We start from the raw sequence: 17659 nt of genomic DNA, 5'->3' as shown, positions 1-17659 counted from the left end.
ATTACTCCTCGGATGCCGCAGCAGCGGCCTTTTCGTTCAGAATGGTTTTGACACGGGCAGCATTGCGGCGGGCCGCTTTGATGCCGGCTGTGTTTTCCAGCTGACCGGTTGCCTGTTGAAAGCGCAGGTTAAAGCTCTCTTTCTTCAGGTTGGCCAGTTCCTCGCGGAGCTGGTCCGGGGTCTTGTCACGCAGTTCTTGGGCGTTCATCGCCTTTTTCCTTTGCTCAAAACACCAGAAGGCCCCGTACACGGGTCACCTTTGACCTGGTGGATGAATGATAGACATACGAATCGCCCGACTAGGCCGGGAGATCGCAAGATGCCGCTCTATAGTGGGATAGGGGGTGGGTGGCAAGGGAAAGTTTAGAAAAAACTTCGCCCACCCTCACGCAAAAGTCGTTGCCTATTTCACCAAGCCTAAATGCCGTGCAATAGTGGCGCTGTCGTAATAGTCTCGTCCCTCGACAACCATACCGCCCACTACCCGCATTACTGAGCAATAGCGCACTTCGTAACGCTTTCCGGTTGGTTCGAAGTCACCGAGGCTTGAATGCAGAACACCAGTGTGGGTTCCGTTATTGTGGAACTCTACGATTGCCCATTCACCGCAATCGCTGACGATTACATTGTCCACAATGCATTCTCCATCTGGGAATGCCGTTCGCCAACGCTCGTAGTCCTCTTTATACGCCAACTTTCCAAGCTGCTTTTCGTCCCGAGCAACATCTTCGAACTGGCAATCTTCAGCAATCACTTCAGCGCCACGATCAGGATCGCGCATGCCCCAGCTTTCATGGAATTGGCGAACCACCCGCTCTGCTTCTTTCATACTGGATACCTCCGTTATCCACGCAGGATACAGGATAGAAAATGAGCTGGCTTCTGGTTTCTCACATTGAGATTTGACGGATTCTGCCAACGAAGTTTCGTACCCCGTCCAGAATTGTTTCATGGAGCTTGGAAACGCAAAACGCGGCCCCGTTTGCACGAGACCGCGTCTTCAACCGTCTATGTCTGAGTGACTTACGCCAGAGCGATGTTCACAGCCGACTCGCGACCGTCACGGCCGGGCTCGATGTCGAATGTTACTTTCTGGTCGTCGGCCAGGCCGGTCAGACCCGAGCGCTCGACAGCAGAGATGTGTACAAACACGTCTTTGCCACCAGTCTCAGGTGCGATGAAGCCAAAACCTTTAGTTGTGTTGAACCATTTTACGGTGCCATTGGCCATATCCGTAGTCTCCTAATAAATTGCTGTCCGCAGGATTGCGACAGCGCGGCGTGGTCGGTCTGGATCGAGAGACTGAACGCCGAATATCGGGAGACAGTGGTCGAAAAAGAAAAACGTAAGCGTGCTTCACATGGGTCATGTTCGGTCGCATTGCAAGGCTAATCGACAGATCAATGTGAATCGTGGTTGATCAGGGCTCTGACAGATTGCTGCGCCATCACTCCCACTTATAATTAAAACTCACCGAAATCCGCTCATCCTCGGCCATGTTCATCGGTACCTCGTGGCGCAGCCAGCTTTCCCATAGCAGAACGTCGCCCACCTGAGGCTTCATGTAAATGAACGGCTGCAAATCCCGCCGCCCGCCTTTCAACCGTGTCGGTGCGGCCATCATACGGCCAGAACGCGGATCTTCGAGCTTCAACGCACTCGCCCCTTCAGGCATCGCCACATAAGTCGTGCCCGAGATCACGCTGTGCGGATGCAAGTGGCTGGAATGCATGCCGCCTTCGGGCAGGATGTTGATCCAGAGGTCTTCCAACTTAAGCTCTCCCTCGCCCAGATCGAACTCCAGATCCTTGGCAAAGGCGGCGACGTGCTGATCCAGCGCCGTAACCAGATCAGCGAAGATCGGAAAGCGCCAAGGCAGATCGGTGAGCGAGGCATAACTGGTGTAACCGGGATAGCCGTTTTCCTCGCACCATTCCTGCCCGGCTTCATCATCTTCGGCGATGACAAGGCAAGAGCTTTCCAATTCCTGGGCGTCGATCTTAGGATCGAACTCGGACAGGGACGCGCGGTAGAGACGGGTGACGAAGAGTGATTCAATCTGTGCCATGGGCCGGGAATACCCCAGCCCTTTCGGCAAGACCAGACGCTTAGCTTTTGATGGGCCCTTTGCCACAGCGCGGAATCGGGCGACCGCCATCGGCATAGGCGAGGCACAGCACGATCTCATCCGGTTTCGGCGCGTCTGGAACGTTTAGCGTCATCGTGTCGAAATGATCGAACGACCACGGATTGTCCTTGTGCCCCAGCGGCAGATCAATCGCGCAACCCGGCGCGCCCAGCTTGGCGTTCGAGGGGATCACCGCCTCACCACCGCCGACCGCCGCGCGCATGGGTGCGCCGAGCTTGGGGTGGATCACCGCCCCGCCCTGCTCAAGGTCGCCGTTCATGCCGATGATCGCTGCCTTGCCATATGACACCGGCGCACCGTCCAGTTGCGAGAGCGCATCAGCCGCAAGGTTAGGGCCCAGAAGGACTCCGATCTCAAACAGCTCGGAAAGATCATCCGAGAAGCGTCCAGCCAGAGGGTTCTGTATCACAGCTAACGCGGCAACCCGACTGATCGGCTCACATGGCTGACCCAGCTGGTCGGTGGTTATGACTTCTTTGATGAACATCTTTTTGCGTAGCTGCACCATATGCCCCCCTCATTCCTATTGGGCAGCCTAAGGGCCTCGCGGGTTGAGGTCGACTTTTTTCGCGACCTGCATCATCAAAAGCGGTCGAGCCAAAAGAAATCCCCCGCCGGTGTCCCGACGGGGGTCGATTTTGTCACGAGCGGAGTTGCCCCCGGATCGCTTACCAGTCTTCGCGGATCACAACGCGGGTCTTGATCGGCAGCTTCATCGCAGCCAGGCGCAGGGCCTCGCGGGCGATGTCGTCATTGACGCCGTCGATCTCGAACATCACGCGGCCAGGCTTGACCTTGCATGCCCAGCGGTCGACCGAACCTTTACCTTTACCCATACGAACTTCGATCGGCTTTGCAGTAACCGGAGTGTCGGGGAAGATGCGGATCCAGACACGACCCTGACGCTTCATGTGACGCGTCATGGCACGACGTGCAGCTTCGATCTGGCGTGCGGTTACACGCTCAGGCTCAAGAGCTTTCAGGCCGTAGGTGCCAAAGTTCAGATCAGAGCCGCCTTTGGCGAGACCCTTGATCCGGCCTTTGTGCATCTTGCGGAATTTAGTACGCTTTGGTTGAAGCATATCTTTCCCTCCTTAGCGACGACCGCCACCAGCACCACGAGGTGCAGGGCCGTCCTGGAGTTCCTGTGCTTTACGGTCACGTGCCTGCGGATCGTGCTCCATGATCTCACCTTTGAAGATCCAGACCTTGATCCCGATGATCCCGTAGGGGGTCATCGCTTCGGCATGTGCGTAATCGATGTCGGCGCGCAGGGTGTGCAGAGGCACGCGGCCTTCGCGATACCACTCGGTCCGTGCGATTTCAGCGCCGCCCAGACGACCAGCGACGTTCACCCGGATACCCAGGGCGCCCATACGCATGGCGTTCTGAACCGACCGCTTCATCGCGCGGCGGAACGAGACGCGGCGCTCCAGCTGCTGAGCGATGGACTCGGCAACCAGCTGCGCGTCAAGCTCGGGCTTGCGCACTTCGACGATGTTCAGGTGCAGTTCGCTGTCGGTCATCAGCGCGATTTTCTTGCGCAGAACTTCAATGTCCGCGCCTTTCTTACCGATGATGACACCCGGGCGTGCGGTGTGGATCGTTACGCGGCACTTTTTGTGCGGACGTTCGATGATCACACGGGCAACACCGGCCTGCTTGCACTCTTTGTTGATGAACTCACGGATTTTCAGATCTTCCAGCAGAAGATCACCGTAGTCCTTGGTATCTGCGTACCAACGGCTGTCCCAGGTGCGGTTGACCTGCAGGCGCATGCCGATCGGATTGACTTTATGACCCATTAGGCTTGCTCCTCAACTTGACGCACCTTGATGGTGATCTCCGAGAACGGCTTCAGGATTTTCCCGAAACGGCCACGGGCACGCGGGCGACCGCGCTTCATGACCAAATTCTTGCCAACCCAGGCTTCGGCGACGATCAGCTCGTCAACGTCCAGGTTGTGGTTGTTCTCGGCGTTGGCGATTGCAGACTGCAGGCACTTCTTGACGTCCTGCGCGACACGCTTGTTCGAGAAAGTCAGGTCGGTCAGAGCCTTCTCAACTTTCTTGCCGCGGATCATCTGCGCAACCAGGTTCAGTTTCTGCGGGCTGGTACGGAGCATGCGCGTTTTCGCCATTGCTTCGTTTTCGGCCACGCGGCGGGGGTTCTTTTCCTTGCCCATGACTTACTTCCGCTTCGCTTTTTTGTCTGCGGCGTGACCGTAATAGGTACGAGTCGGCGAATATTCACCAAACTTTTGACCGATCATGTCTTCCGAGACGTTGACGGGGATATGCTTATGGCCGTTGTACACACCAAAGGTCAAACCCACGAACTGGGGCAGAATGGTGGAACGACGCGACCAAATCTTGATGACTTCGTTGCGGCCCGACTCGCGCGCTGCTTCGGCTTTTTTCAGCACGTAAGCATCGACGAAAGGACCCTTCCAAACAGAGCGAGACATGAGTTAACGTCCCTTCTTCTTGGCGTGCCGCGAGCGGATGATCAGCTTCTGGGACGCTTTGTTCTTGTTGCGGGTACGCTTACCCTTGGTGTCCTTACCCCACGGTGTAACCGGCGTACGGCCACCCGAAGTACGACCTTCACCACCACCATGCGGGTGATCGATCGGGTTCATGGCAACACCACGAACCGACGGACGAACGCCCTTGTGGCGCATACGACCGGCTTTACCGAGGTTCTGGTTCGAGTTGTCGGGGTTGGACACGGCACCGACGGTGGCCATGCATTCCTGACGGACCATGCGAAGCTCACCCGAGCTCAGACGGATCTGAGCGTAGCCGCCATCGCGACCAACGAACTGAGCGTAAGTACCGGCCGCACGTGCGATCTGACCGCCTTTACCAGGCTTCATCTCGATGTTGTGGACGATGGTACCGATGGGCATGCCCGAGAACGGCATTGCGTTGCCCGGCTTGATGTCGGCCTTGGCGGATGCCACGACTTTGTCACCAACAGCCAGACGCTGCGGAGCCAGGATGTATGCCTGCTCGCCGTCTTCGTATTTTACGAGTGCGATGAATGCGGTCCGGTTCGGGTCATATTCGATCCGTTCAACGGTTGCCGCGACATCAAATTTGTTCCGTTTGAAGTCAACGATCCGGTAGAGACGCTTTGCGCCACCGCCGCGGCGGCGTGAAGTGATCCGTCCGGTGTTGTTCCGGCCGCCCGATTTGGTCAAACCCTCTGTGAGAGACTTGACCGGACGTCCTTTCCAAAGCTCCGAACGGTCGATCAGCACCAGCCCGCGCTGGCCCGGCGTCGTCGGCTTGTACGACTTGAGTGCCATGCTTTCTGTCTTCCGTTTAGCAAGTGCGAGGGGTTCCCCCGCTATGTGATAGGCCCCCGTAGGTGCCAAGGGTATAGGGCCCCGAAGGTCCCCGGTTACAAATATCAGAGGCCCCGGAACGAATCCGAGGCCGCAAGATTTGGAGCATCTAACAGGGTTGGGGGTGGGTGTCTATAGGAATCGAAAAGTTCATTGCTACGCCTGTCACACTGCGCATCCTGCTGTCAGATCGCGGGTTGGGCACCTTAAATTAGGTCACGTTCCACCAACTTTGCGCTTGGTATTTTTTGATACGGAACTTTCCAAACCATCGGTGGAATTTCAATTTTTTGAAAGCTGACATACGCAATGGGGACAAAAGCCAAGAACACCAAGAACGATACTCCCGTTGTCGTCACAGGGTCGGTCAGCTCAACCAAGTTTTTGTCAATATACTCTGCAACATCAAACACAAAGAAGGCGTGAAGCAGATAGATCGAGTAGGAACATGCTCCGACCTTGGCAAAAAGCCCGGACACCCCGACGCTCCGGGGCTTAAACGACCCGTCATACCATGCAATCAGGAAAGCGAATGCGGCGCCGACGATTGCGGGATAGAAAATCCATATTGGATTTTGCGTCGGGTATCCTTCATTTTTGTAGAACCCGCCAAAGGCATCAAATTGAAAATTGAAGTATAGAAACGCGGATGCAATCGCTACGGCAAGCATATGTTTGCCGCGCATCCAGTCTCTGAAATGAAAGGCGAATATCCCAAAAACAAACTGATCAATACCGCCAACTATCGTCCAATAGGCGAGTGACTGCACCTCACCCATCTCTTTCCAATAAAGGTAACGTCCCAAAACGGAAGCTAACACTACCAGCAGAATGAGTTGTGGCCGAATTGATGAAATGAAGAGAAGCAGGGGGAGGATCAGATAAAAATGCAGTTCAACTGCTATTGACCACCCTCCATTCGGCCAAACAGGCAATACGAAGCCTTGCAACAAAGTCGCGAAAAAAGGTTGCATGGATTGACCGCTTAGCCAACGGATTGCACCTTCGAACGCGAATACACAGAAAAGAAGCGGAAAAAGCCGGATAATACGGTTCCAAAAAAATGCTGAAAACACAATAGTTCGACCGTCCAGCAGCTTTGCAAACAGGTACCCGCTGAGACACATAAACAGTGCAACTCCGACGTGACCTTCAGTAAACAGCGAAAACGGCACCACTGTTGGGGGCATCAGATGCCCGCCATTGACATGTGAAAAATGCCAGGAAAAAACCATAAACGCCGCGAAAGCGCGCACATGATCCAATCCGACGTAGTACTCACCGGTAGAAGACTTCACAGCTCTGCCACAAGTTCTTAGCCTTTTTTCTTATCGATCAACCTTCAGTTTTTGAAACTGGTTTGAGCCCTCTATTAACATCCAAGAGAGGCATTTTTGTGTCGCTGTCTTTCGAGTATAAGGTGCCGCCGATCACCCCAAGGACCGCCTGCGGCACAGCGGCTCAGACTCCACCGCGATCCTCTGCTTGAGTTTGATATGCCCCAACACCTCGCGAAAGGCGCGGTGTTTGGGTGTGCCTTCCAGATAATCCGCCAGTTTGAGCAGGTTGATCGGATGCTTCGCAATCAGCGCTTCGATCCGCTGCACAGCCTCGTCCAGCTCAAGATGATCCACGTACTGACAGGCCACCTGCGTGGGCGTTAGTAGGCAGTAATCCTGCGGGCGTTTCTCGGTGTAGCGCGCGATGTCGAAAGGCGACGCGCCGAGAGCGTGGAATTTCGGGTTGTGCACGCGCATATCGGCCTCGGCGTGCTCCAACACCGTGCCGGAGGTCTGACGAAACCCAAGCGGGCCAAGCTTTCCGATCACATGCTTGCGCATCGCCGGAGAGATCATGTCCACATCCGCCCGGTCGTATTTCAGGTCATCGAACACCGATAACAACCCAAGCCGTTCATCAGCGATCTGAAAATACGGCTCGGCGCTGAACGCCCGCATCTGTTCCAGCACCTGCACACGCACAGTCGCAGGGTCAGAAACGAAGTCGGCCCCGGCGGGTTGAACCTCCGAGGCCGTGAATAGTTGCAGCAAGCGCCGGATCAAAGGCCTGTCCTCACGTCGATTGAGTTATCCTCTTCCACAGTAAACTATACTGGATCGACGTCTTTCCAATGGCCCAGCTAAGATTTCACCCGTCCGCCTTCATCTCGGTATCGATCATGATGGATATCGGTCCGGTCGAGAACGGACCGACACCAAACTCTGTGTGATCAATCTCTCCGGTCGCCGAGAAAGCAACCCAATCGCCTTTGTAATACTCGATGGCGCCACCCAAAGGATGCTCGCCCTGATGGGTCAGCGTGGCCTGCAGCGTTACGGGCTTGGTCACGCCATGGATGGTCAGATCTCCGGTCACATCCGCCGTTGTATCGCCGGTCCGTTTGATTTCGGTACTGACGAATGTGATCTCGGGATAGGTTTCAACCTCGAAGAAATCAGCCGATCTAAGGTGATCATCCAAAGGCCCAAACCCCGAAGCCAGGCTGTTGGTGTCAATTGTCACGTTCAACGTCGAGGCCTCCACATCGTCGGCATTCAGGTCCAGCACGCCGTCTACTTTGGTGAACTCGCCATGCTGGTTCGAGACACCTGCGTGGCTCCAACCGAACCTGACTTCGGTATGCCCCTGATCGGTCTTGTAGGTTTGCGCAAGGGCCGGTGTCACGGCAACGGTCAAGGCAGCGGCGGCAATCACAGGTTTAAAAGTCATGGTTGTATTCCTTTCATCCGATGGGCACTGGAATGTAGATGAATTTTCATCTAATTAAGTCGAACCAAGACTGCAATCAGAAACAAGGCAAACACGAAGTTGTGAAGAACGATCTGCCAACAGAGTTTGAGACAGAAATCTGGGTCGCTATGAACCGCGCTACCCGGCGCATCCAGTCTGACATCGGCGCGGCCCTAAAGGATGCCGGGTTTCCACCTTTGAAATGGTATGATGTGCTTTGGTCGCTTGAACGGCACGGGGGTCAGTTGCGTCCGTATGAGCTTGCTCAGGATACCATATTCGAACAGTCGAACCTGTCCCATCTGAGCAAGCGGCTATTGGCAGAGGGATTGGTGGAGTTCATCGAATCTGATCGTGATAGACGTGGAAAAGTTCTGAAAGTTACGGAAAAGGGCCGGAACTTACGAAAACGCATGTGGTCCATATATGGTCCTATGCTGCACGAAAGAATGCGCGCGTTTGGTAAAGTGGATGGCTGGCAAGCATTCATCGAAGCAGAACAGGATCAATCCAGTCCAGACTGAAGGAACTTTGATAGCGTGTATGGGCTAGCACCTCACATTGGGGCACAAAAAACCCGCTTTCGCAGTGGACTTAGTCTTTCTCCCAAGGCGGGTTCGATCAGAGACCGGTGGACACGTTGAAGGTGTTACCCTCTTCCAAGGTCTTATATGCTTTCTCGATGTCTTTCCGACGGCTCAACTAGCCGCAAAACCTACCATCACCCATAAAGCGCACGGGCTTCGGCGAAGGACAAAAGACGACGACTTTGCTCGTCCCACAGATGTAGGCGCGCGTTGGCGAGGCTTTCTCGGATGGTCATCTGGTTGCTGTTTGCCAATTCATCATGATCGCGCAGCACTTCGGTCAGGCGGTAGAACGGGATGCGGCTGTACAGATGGTGCACATGGTGGATACCGATATTGGCGCTGAACCACTGCAATACCGACGGCAGGATGTAGTGGGAACTTCCATGCAGGGCAGCTTCGTGCAGTTGCCAGTCTTTATCGGGATCCCAGTGCGTGTCCTCGAATTGGTGCTGGACGTAGAACAGCCATACGCCTGCGGTTGCGGCAATCAGGGTCGAAGGCAGGAAAATCAACAAGACCGGCATCAGGCCGCCAAAATAATAAACAGCCAGTAAAGCAGCCAGAATGACCACGTTGGTGCCCATCGCGCTGACCCAGAACCTGAAGCTGCTGGTCAGCCCAAGCGGAAGACGGTTCTGAAACATGAACAAATAGCCAGGGCCAAAACCGAACAGGGTTATGGGATGGCGATACACACGATACCAGAACCGGTTCATTGGCGTCTTCGCCTTATACTCGGCCACTGTCAGCGTATGGACATCGCCCATGCCGCGTTTGTCCAGATTGCCCGAGCTGTTGTGATGCGTGGAATGCGTACGACGCCAGACATCATAGGGTGTCAGCGTAAACACCCCGATCACCCGCCCGACCCAGTCGCTGACCGCCCTGTTTTTGAAGAACGCCCCGTGCCCGCAATCATGCTGGATCGCAAACAGCCGCAGCAGGAAGGCTGCATTGAGGGCCGAAATCGCAAACGCCAGCCAATAGCTGAGCGAAAGTGACATCCAGGACAGCGTCCAAAGCGCAAAGAAAGGGATGATGCTGACACCCAGCTCAAAGGAACTGCGCCACTGGTTCGGTTCGCGGTATTTGGCAAGTGTAGACACCCAATCCCGCGCCGCGGTCACATCCGGATTTTCCCGGGTCGAGTGAGAAAAGTTTGCCATACGCCTGCCATATCTTTTGTTTGTTGGGTACCGGATAGACTACCGGCCCGACTTAGCAAGCGATTTGTTCAAAACACGATCGTTCCGCGCTCAATTTTCTGTGTCGCTGCTAAAGAAAAAACCCCCACTTTCGCGGGGGCCTTCATATCTCTCCAAAGACGGGTTCGATCAGAGACCGGTGGACACGTCGATGGTGTTACCCTCTTCCAGGGTCACATATGCTTTTTTGACGTCTTTGCGACGGCCCAGTTGGCCGCGGAACCGCTTGACCTTGCCTTTGGTCACGGTGGTGTTCACCGCTTTGACCTTCACACCAAACAGAGCCTCAACGGCCTCTTTGATTTGCGGCTTGTTGCTATCGATCGCCACTTCAAAGACAACCGCGCCGTTTTCGGACGCCATGGTCGACTTTTCGGTGATGACCGGCTTGCGGATCACGTCGTAGTGTTCTGCCTTCGCGCTCATTTCAGACGAGCCTCCAGTGCTTCGACAGCCGCTTTGGTGAGCACCAGAGTGTCACGCTTGAGGATGTCATAGACGTTTGCGCCCATCGACGGCAGGATATCCAGACCTTCGATGTTCTTGGACGCTTTCAGGAACCCTTCGTTCACGGTAGCACCGTCGATGACCAGAGCGCGTTTCCAGCCCAGGTTTGCAACCTGTTTGGCCAGAGCGGCGGTCTTGCCTTCGGCTTCGGCGTTCTCGATTACGACCAGTTCACCTGCCTTGGCTTTTGCCGACAGAGCGTGGCGCAGGCCAAGCTTGCGGAACTTCTTGGGCAGGTCGTGACCATGCGAACGAACCACGGGGCCTTTGTAGATACCACCACCACGGAAGATCGGCGCGTTACGGTCACCATGGCGAGCGCCACCGGTGCCTTTCTGGCGATAGATCTTCTTGGTCGAGTAGCTGGTTTCCGAACGAGTCTTCACCTTGTGGGTGCCGGCTTGCGCATTGTTGCGCTGCCAACGGACCACACGGTGCAGGATGTCCGCACGCGGCTCGAGGCCGAACAGGTCTGCATCCAGCTCGATGTTGCCGGCTTTGCCGCCGTCCAGTTTGATTACATCAAGTTTCATGCTTCACCACCTTCCGCGGGAGCTTCTTCCGCAGGTGCTTCAGTTGCAGCACCTTTTACGGCTGCCGGGAACGGCAGACCTTCAGGTGCTTTCTTCTTGACGGCGTCCTTGACGGTGACCCAGCCCGATTTCGGTCCGGGAACGGCGCCTTTGATGAAGACCAGGTTCCGGTCGGCGTCGGTTTTGACAACTTCCAGGTTCTGGGTGGTAACACGGGCAGCACCCATGTGACCGGCCATCTTCTTGCCTTTGAACACCTTGCCCGGGTCCTGACACTGACCGGTCGAACCGTGCGAACGGTGGCTGATCGAAACACCGTGCGAGGCGCGCAGACCACCAAAGTTCCAACGCTTCATCGCACCGGCAAAGCCTTTACCGATCGAAGTACCCGAAACGTCAACTTTCTGACCTTCCAGGAAGTGTTCTGCCGAAATCTCGGCGCCCACATCAATCAGGCCATCTTCGGAGACGCGGAACTCGGCCAGCTTACGCTTGGGCTCGACCTTGGCAGCGGCATAGTGACCGCGCATGGCCTTCGAGGTGCGTTTTGCCTTGGCAGCACCGGCGCCCAGCTGAACGGCAGTATAGCCGTCTTTGTCAGCGGTACGCTGTGCGACGACCTGCAGGTTGTCCAGGTGAAGAACGGTCACAGGAATCTGCTTGCCGTCTTCCATGAACAGGCGGGTCATGCCAACTTTTTTTGCGATAATACCAGAGCGCATAATCTATACCCTCCGATCTTACGACTGCAGCTTGATCTCGACGTCCACACCAGCAGCGAGGTCGAGCTTCATCAGCGCGTCAACGGTCTGGGGGGTCGGATCAACGATGTCCAAGAGACGCTTGTGGGTGCGGATCTCGAACTGGTCGCGGGATTTCTTGTCAACGTGAGGGCCACGGAGAACCGTGAACTTCTCAATCTTGTTCGGCAGCGGGATCGGGCCGCGCACGTTCGCGCCGGTCCGCTTGGCAGTGTTGACGATCTCTTGCGTGCTGGCATCCAGAACGCGATAGTCAAATGCCTTCAGCCGAATACGGATGTTTTGGCTTTGCATATTAACAGCCTTTTATCAGGCGTTGAGGTTGAGAGGAGGACAAGCGCGCATCGCCAACCCTCATCGAACCCAAAAGGCGGGAATCACCCCGCCTTGATGTTCTTGTTGAGAACTCGCGCGAAATACAGGGGTGTGTGGGGTTTGGCAAGGGGCAATTGGCCACCACGGGACGATGTTACATCCGGTTGCCCTTTAGCGGACAACTCACTGCACCAAACGCTGACCCAAGTTTTGTATAGATATGCAGAAACATACAAGCTGAGAAGGCTCAGAATCCCACCAAACGCAAGACGTTCAGGCGCTTTGCAATCAGGTACAAGCAAATCGGGCCGAGCATACCAATCACGGTTCCGGCAACTAGGTGCAACCAGATATCGTCTACACCCAGCTTGATCAGGACGGCCCGGGTGGCCGCCGAGAAGATCACGTGTGCAACAAAAATTGCCAGCGACGCCACCCCACAAAAGGCGAACAGCGAACCTGCTCCATTGAATTGGCGATACAAAAACTGAATTGCCCCGCAACACAACACGCAAAGACTGGTCGCAAGCAACAGCCTAGAAGCTTGACCTGTTTCCAACGCAGGGGCAAAGGCAATCAGCACCAAAAAAAGAACAAGCGCGGTGGCGCCAAGTTTGTTGGATATCGTGGGAAGGCCCGCACGGCCAATGACCGCTCCAAGGAAGAAATACGGTGCATTAAAATAGGCTCCGTGCAGCCACACGCCATAATCGGTAAGCCCGAGCGGAAAAGCGTACAGCACCAAAGACATCAACAGCATCAATGAACACAGAGCAGTCGCTCTGCGCTTATCCTCACCTAGCCACGGCTTGATCAAAAGCGCGGAGATCTGAATGAGGAAAAGTGCCCAAAGAAACCAAAATTGCTCGCGCGGGGGGAGCGGAAACCAGGGGAAGTCTGACCAGCTGGATTGCGTATTGGCCAGACTCCCGGCCGCAATCCGAAAGGCAAAGAACAGATACGTCCAGACGAACAAGGGCCACAACAGGCGTTCCACTCGGCTTGTCAGAAATGGCACCCAGCTTTTGGCCCCGAGCACTCTGGGAAAATAGAAGCCTGAAACCATAAAAAACAGGGGCATGTGAAAGGCATAGATACGCGCATCGACGGCCTCAAAGAGTGCAAGGTTCGGAATCAAGCCCGCTCCTTCGATGCCGCGCCAGGTGTGGCCGATGGTGACGAGCAATATGCCAAAACCGCGGATCGCATCCACCCACTGATCGCGCGCGGCCTGTTTCACTGTGGCTGTGTTGGAATGCGGTAAAGTCTCAGTCACCAATTCACACTATACAAACTCAGAACTTGTTGGACCCGACTTGCACCAAAACATACAAGTGGACATCGTAGCTGACAGCCTACTTATGTGTGATCTTGTAATCAAGTTCAGAGGCGATCGGGGAGGCACCTTGCCCGCGATGGTCAAGTTAGGAAGGCCGCTAGTGAGGTTGCTTGGCAGAGAGACGCCCGAGAATATTCGACAAGTAGTCTCAGCCCCTTAACCCGCTTCTGCCCAGAAATTTTGGCGCGTGATAGCCTTAGACCAACAAGCTTCGACACTCTGTCTGCGCCGAGGGAGAGGTGAGTTTAGACAAAAAAAGAGCGCCCTAAGGGACGCTCTTTTCGTCTGAACATTCGCTTGCGCGACTTATTCGATGATTTTTGACACGACGCCGGCGCCGACGGTGCGGCCGCCTTCGCGGATCGCAAAGCGCAGGCCGTCTTCCATCGCGATCGGTGCGATCAGCTCGACGGTGAAGCCGACGTTGTCGCCGGGCATAACCATCTCGGTGCCAGCCGCCAGGGTCACAGTGCCGGTCACGTCAGTGGTCCGGAAGTAGAACTGCGGACGGTAGTTCGCGAAGAACGGGGTGTGACGACCGCCTTCTTCCTTGGTCAGGATGTAGGCTTCGGCTTCGAACTTGGTGTGCGGTGTTACTGAGCCCGGCTTACACAGAACCTGGCCACGCTCAACGCCGTCACGGTCGATGCCGCGCAGCAGCGCGCCGATGTTGTCGCCCGCTTCACCACGATCCAGCAGCTTGCGGAACATTTCAACACCAGTGCAGGTGGTTTTCTGAGTGTCACGGATGCCGACGATTTCGATCTCGTCGCCAACATTGATCACACCACGCTCAACACGACCCGTAACAACAGTACCACGGCCCGAGATCGAGAACACGTCTTCGACCGGCATCAGGAACGGCTTGTCAACTTCACGCTCAGGGGTGTCGATGTAGTCATCTACAGCCGCCATCAGTTCCTTGATCTTCTCTTCGCCGATTTCCGGGTTGTTGCCTTCCATCGCGGCCAGAGCCGAACCTGCGATGATCGGAATGTCGTCGCCGGGGTATTCGTAGCTGGACAGCAGTTCGCGAACTTCCATCTCAACCAGTTCCAGCAGCTCTTCGTCGTCAACCTGATCAACTTTGTTCATGAACACGACCATCTTCGGGATGCCAACCTGGCGGCCCAGCAGGATGTGCTCGCGCGTTTGCGGCATCGGGCCGTCAGCTGCGTTCACAACCAGGATCGCGCCGTCCATCTGAGCAGCACCGGTGATCATGTTCTTGACGTAGTCGGCGTGGCCGGGGCAGTCGACATGCGCGTAGTGGCGGTTGTCGGTCTCGTACTCCACGTGGGCGGTCGAGATGGTGATGCCACGTGCTTTTTCTTCCGGCGCGCCGTCAATCTGGTCATACGCTTTGAAGTCACCGAAATACTTGGTGATTGCTGCGGTCAGCGTGGTCTTGCCGTGGTCAACGTGGCCAATCGTGCCGATGTTGACGTGCGGCTTATTACGCTCAAACTTTTCCTTTGCCATGATGGCCTCCTTTTTCGGTAATGAAGGGAGCCCGTGATCCGGACTCCCTCAAATCTTCGCTTATGCGTATTTCGCCTGAATCTCGTCCGAGATGTTCTGCGGAACCGGATCGTAATGGTCGAACTGCATGGTGAATTGGGCACGGCCCGACGACATCGAACGCAGTGTGTTGATGTAGCCGAACATGTTGGCCAGCGGAACAAATGCATCGATCGCGATTGCGTTGCCGCGTGGCTCCTGACCAGACACCTGGCCACGACGCGAGGTAAGGTCGCCGATGATACCGCCGGTATATTCTTCCGGGGTGATCACTTCGACCTTCATGATCGGTTCCAGCAGTTTCGCGCCAGCTTTGCGCATGCCTTCACGCATACACATACGGGCCGCGATTTCGAACGCCAGAACGCTCGAGTCAACGTCGTGGAACTTACCGTCGATCAAGGCAACCTTGAAATCGATCACGGGGAAGCCAGCCAGCGGGCCGCTATCCATGACCGAGTTGATGCCCTTTTCAACGCCCGGAATGTATTCCTTCGGTACCGCGCCACCAACGATGCGGCTTTCGAATGAATAACCCTCGGCAGGTTCCGTCGGCGAGATGATCATCTTCACTTCGGCGAACTGACCCGAACCACCCGACTGTTTCTTGTGGGTGTAGGTATGTTCGACTTCGTGACCGATGGTCTCACGATAGGCCACCTGCGGTGCACCGATGTTGGCCTCAACCTTGAACTCACGCTTCAGGCGGTCAACCAGGATGTCCAGGTGAAGTTCGCCCATGCCCTTCATGATGGTCTGACCCGATTCCAGATCAGTTTCCACACGGAAGGACGGGTCTTCTGCGGCCAGACGGGCCAGGCCCTGGGACATCTTCTCTTGGTCGCCTTTGGTTTTGGGCTCAACCGCGATCTCGATCACCGGATCTGGGAAGGTCATGGTTTCCAGAACCACCGGATCCTTCGCATCACACAAAGTGTCACCGGTGGTGGTGTCTTTCAGACCCGCCAGCGCGATGATGTCGCCTGCAAACGCTTCTTCGATCTCTTCCCGGTTGTTCGAGTGCATCATCATCATACGACCGATGCGCTCTTTCTTACCTTTGGTCGAGTTCAGGATTGAGTCACCCTTGTTCATGGTGCCCGAGTAGATCCGGGTGAAGGTCAGCGAGCCAACGAAGGGGTCGTTCATGATTTTGAACGCCAGACCCGAGAAAGCCATGTCGTCATCGGCACGACGCGCGATGTCACGAATCTCTTCTTCGTCGCCGGGCTTGAAGCCCATGTAATCGACAACGTCCAGCGGGCTGGGCAGATAGTCGATCACAGCGTTGAGCAGCGGCTGAACGCCTTTGTTCTTGAACGCCGAACCACCCAGAACCGGAACGAACGCGATGTCCAGGGTGCCTTTGCGCAGCAGGGCGCGCAGGGTCGGAACGTCGGGCTCATTGCCTTCCAGGTATTCCATCATCGCGTCGTCGTCCATTTCGACGGCCGCTTCGATCATCTTGCCGCGCCATTCGTCAGCCATGTCTTTCAGGCTGTCGCGGATCGGAGCTTTGATCCAGCTTGCGCCCAGATCTTCGCCCTGCCAAAGCCACTCTTCCATGGTGACCAGGTCGATCAGACCTTCCAGCTCGGACTCGGCACCTATCGGAATACCAACCGGAACAGCGCGTGCGCCGGTGCGGTCTTCGATCATGTTGACGCAGTTGAAGAAGTCAGCGCCGATCTTGTCCATCTTGTTGACGAAAACCATACGCGGAACCTTGTAGCGGTCAGCCTGACGCCACACGGTTTCGGTCTGGGGCTCAACACCGGCGTTTGCGTCCAGAACGCAGACGGCACCGTCGAGAACCGCCAGCGAACGTTCGACTTCGATGGTGAAGTCAACGTGGCCGGGGGTGTCGATGATGTTCAGGCGGTGCTTCGGGGTTTCTGCGGTCTGACCGTCCTCGGTGCGCTCCCAGAAAGTGGTGGTCGCAGCCGAAGTGATGGTGATGCCGCGTTCCTGCTCCTGCTCCATCCAGTCCATGGTGGCTGCACCATCGTGCACCTCACCGATGTTGTGGGATTTACCAGTGTAATACAGGATACGCTCCGAGCAGGTGGTCTTACCTGCGTCGATGTGCGCCATGATACCGAAGTTACGGTACAGTTCGAGAGGATATTCGCGTGACATTTGTCTAAGCCTCTGGGATTACCAACGGTAATGGCTGAAGGCTTTGTTCGCCTCGGCCATCTTGTGGGTGTCTTCGCGTTTCTTGACGGCAGTACCGCGGGACTGAACAGCGTCCAACAGCTCACCTGCAAGGCGCTCTTCCATGGTGTTTTCGTTGCGGCCGCGCGCAGCAGTGATCAGCCAGCGGATGGCCAGTGCTTCGCGGCGCTCGGGGCGCACTTCGACCGGAACCTGGTAGGTTGCACCACCAACCCGGCGCGAGCGAACCTCAACCGACGGTTTGATGTTGTCGAGCGCTTCGTGGAACACTTCGACAGGAGCGCGCTTTACCTTGTTCTCAACGCGGTCAAACGCGTTGTAAACGATGCGCTCTGCGACCGACTTCTTGCCGTCGATCATCAGGTTGTTCATGAATTTGGTCAGTACCTTGTCGCCAAATTTGGCGTCAGGCAGGACTTCGCGTTTTTCGGCGGCGTGACGACGTGACATATCAGCCT

General features: G+C 55.8%; 23 protein-coding genes. 1 reads left to right on the top strand and 22 read right to left on the bottom strand.

Annotation, left to right across the window (positions count from 1 at the left end; translation table 11 throughout):
- Window position 1: 1 nt before the first annotated feature.
- The 13 genes from rpmC to ACR0MQ_RS19500 all read right to left on the bottom strand — a co-directional run bounded on the left by rpmC (window position 2) and on the right by ACR0MQ_RS19500 (window position 8231).
- Window positions 2-208, bottom strand: a complete 207-nt coding sequence (gene rpmC / locus ACR0MQ_RS19560) for a 50S ribosomal protein L29 (protein ID WP_010437082.1) — start codon at window positions 206-208, stop codon at window positions 2-4.
- A gap of 195 nt (window positions 209-403) precedes the next feature.
- Entirely contained in the window at window positions 404-829 is a 426-nt protein-coding gene (locus tag ACR0MQ_RS19555; protein WP_010437079.1) for an ester cyclase, read from the bottom strand.
- Window positions 830-1023: 194 nt separating this feature from the next.
- Window positions 1024-1230 carry a cold-shock protein gene (locus ACR0MQ_RS19550; RefSeq protein ID WP_010437077.1) on the bottom strand — a complete coding sequence of 69 codons (207 nt, stop codon included), beginning with the start codon at window positions 1228-1230 and terminating at the stop codon, window positions 1024-1026.
- 217 nt (window positions 1231-1447) lie between these two features.
- Window positions 1448-2068 (bottom strand): 2OG-Fe(II) oxygenase family protein, encoded by a 621-nt coding sequence (locus ACR0MQ_RS19545; protein ID WP_480610239.1) that lies wholly within the window; start codon window positions 2066-2068, stop codon window positions 1448-1450.
- A gap of 40 nt (window positions 2069-2108) precedes the next feature.
- Window positions 2109-2657 (bottom strand): amino acid synthesis family protein, encoded by a 549-nt coding sequence (locus tag ACR0MQ_RS19540; protein ID WP_480610237.1) that lies wholly within the window; start codon window positions 2655-2657, stop codon window positions 2109-2111.
- A 160-nt stretch (window positions 2658-2817) separates the two neighbouring features.
- A complete protein-coding gene (gene rplP / locus ACR0MQ_RS19535) occupies window positions 2818-3231 on the bottom strand; it encodes a 50S ribosomal protein L16 (protein ID WP_010437070.1) in 414 nt (137 codons plus the stop codon).
- Between the two features lie 12 nt (window positions 3232-3243).
- Window positions 3244-3954, bottom strand: coding sequence for a 30S ribosomal protein S3 (gene rpsC, locus ACR0MQ_RS19530; protein WP_010437060.1), 711 nt, complete (start codon window positions 3952-3954; stop codon window positions 3244-3246).
- Window positions 3954-4334, bottom strand: coding sequence for a 50S ribosomal protein L22 (rplV, locus tag ACR0MQ_RS19525; RefSeq protein ID WP_008756532.1), 381 nt, complete (start codon window positions 4332-4334; stop codon window positions 3954-3956). Before rplV ends, rpsC begins: the two co-directional genes overlap by 1 nt.
- Before the next feature lie 3 nt (window positions 4335-4337).
- Window positions 4338-4616 (bottom strand): 30S ribosomal protein S19, encoded by a 279-nt coding sequence (gene rpsS / locus ACR0MQ_RS19520; protein WP_010437056.1) that lies wholly within the window; start codon window positions 4614-4616, stop codon window positions 4338-4340.
- 3 nt (window positions 4617-4619) lie between these two features.
- Complete coding sequence (gene rplB / locus ACR0MQ_RS19515) at window positions 4620-5462, bottom strand: 50S ribosomal protein L2 (protein ID WP_008757664.1); 843 nt, start codon at window positions 5460-5462, stop codon at window positions 4620-4622.
- A 245-nt stretch (window positions 5463-5707) separates the two neighbouring features.
- Complete coding sequence (locus ACR0MQ_RS19510) at window positions 5708-6799, bottom strand: acyltransferase family protein (RefSeq protein ID WP_170775922.1); 1092 nt, start codon at window positions 6797-6799, stop codon at window positions 5708-5710.
- A gap of 132 nt (window positions 6800-6931) precedes the next feature.
- The gene (locus tag ACR0MQ_RS19505) at window positions 6932-7564 is read right to left on the bottom strand and encodes a hypothetical protein (protein ID WP_480610234.1); all 633 of its coding nucleotides are present in this window, start codon (window positions 7562-7564) and stop codon (window positions 6932-6934) included.
- A gap of 85 nt (window positions 7565-7649) precedes the next feature.
- Window positions 7650-8231 (bottom strand): YceI family protein, encoded by a 582-nt coding sequence (locus ACR0MQ_RS19500; protein ID WP_170775920.1) that lies wholly within the window; start codon window positions 8229-8231, stop codon window positions 7650-7652.
- Window positions 8232-8269: 38 nt separating this feature from the next.
- Here ACR0MQ_RS19500 and ACR0MQ_RS19495 point away from each other — a divergent pair, with 38 nt between their 5' ends.
- Complete coding sequence (locus tag ACR0MQ_RS19495) at window positions 8270-8776, top strand: MarR family transcriptional regulator (RefSeq protein ID WP_170775919.1); 507 nt, start codon at window positions 8270-8272, stop codon at window positions 8774-8776.
- 197 nt (window positions 8777-8973) lie between these two features.
- On the opposite strand, the gene ACR0MQ_RS19490 is transcribed toward ACR0MQ_RS19495, so the two are convergent.
- The 9 genes from ACR0MQ_RS19490 to rpsG all read right to left on the bottom strand — a co-directional run bounded on the left by ACR0MQ_RS19490 (window position 8974) and on the right by rpsG (window position 17651).
- A complete protein-coding gene (locus ACR0MQ_RS19490; protein ID WP_480610232.1) occupies window positions 8974-10008 on the bottom strand; it encodes a fatty acid desaturase in 1035 nt (344 codons plus the stop codon).
- Between the two features lie 168 nt (window positions 10009-10176).
- Entirely contained in the window at window positions 10177-10473 is a 297-nt protein-coding gene (locus ACR0MQ_RS19485; RefSeq protein ID WP_010437040.1) for a 50S ribosomal protein L23, read from the bottom strand.
- Window positions 10470-11087, bottom strand: coding sequence for a 50S ribosomal protein L4 (gene rplD, locus ACR0MQ_RS19480; RefSeq protein WP_010437039.1), 618 nt, complete (start codon window positions 11085-11087; stop codon window positions 10470-10472). Before rplD ends, ACR0MQ_RS19485 begins: the two co-directional genes overlap by 4 nt.
- Window positions 11084-11809, bottom strand: coding sequence for a 50S ribosomal protein L3 (gene rplC / locus ACR0MQ_RS19475; RefSeq protein ID WP_039538255.1), 726 nt, complete (start codon window positions 11807-11809; stop codon window positions 11084-11086). The genes rplD and rplC overlap by 4 nt, the downstream gene beginning before the upstream one ends.
- An 18-nt stretch (window positions 11810-11827) precedes the next feature.
- Window positions 11828-12142: a 30S ribosomal protein S10 gene (rpsJ, locus tag ACR0MQ_RS19470; RefSeq protein WP_008756422.1), complete on the bottom strand. Its 315-nt coding sequence runs from the start codon at window positions 12140-12142 to the stop codon at window positions 11828-11830.
- Window positions 12143-12410: 268 nt separating this feature from the next.
- Window positions 12411-13376, bottom strand: coding sequence for an acyltransferase family protein (locus tag ACR0MQ_RS19465; protein ID WP_480610230.1), 966 nt, complete (start codon window positions 13374-13376; stop codon window positions 12411-12413).
- A gap of 432 nt (window positions 13377-13808) precedes the next feature.
- Entirely contained in the window at window positions 13809-14984 is a 1176-nt protein-coding gene (gene tuf / locus ACR0MQ_RS19460; RefSeq protein ID WP_010441214.1) for an elongation factor Tu, read from the bottom strand.
- 60 nt (window positions 14985-15044) lie between these two features.
- Entirely contained in the window at window positions 15045-17162 is a 2118-nt protein-coding gene (gene fusA, locus ACR0MQ_RS19455) for an elongation factor G (RefSeq protein WP_010441205.1), read from the bottom strand.
- Window positions 17163-17180: 18 nt separating this feature from the next.
- Window positions 17181-17651, bottom strand: a complete 471-nt coding sequence (gene rpsG, locus ACR0MQ_RS19450) for a 30S ribosomal protein S7 (RefSeq protein WP_010441203.1) — start codon at window positions 17649-17651, stop codon at window positions 17181-17183.
- Window positions 17652-17659: the final 8 nt, after the last annotated feature.

Source organism: Ruegeria sp. AN6 (assembly GCF_056540425.1).
Note: the sequence above shows the minus strand (reverse complement) of the source record. Positions and strands in the feature narration are given on the sequence as shown.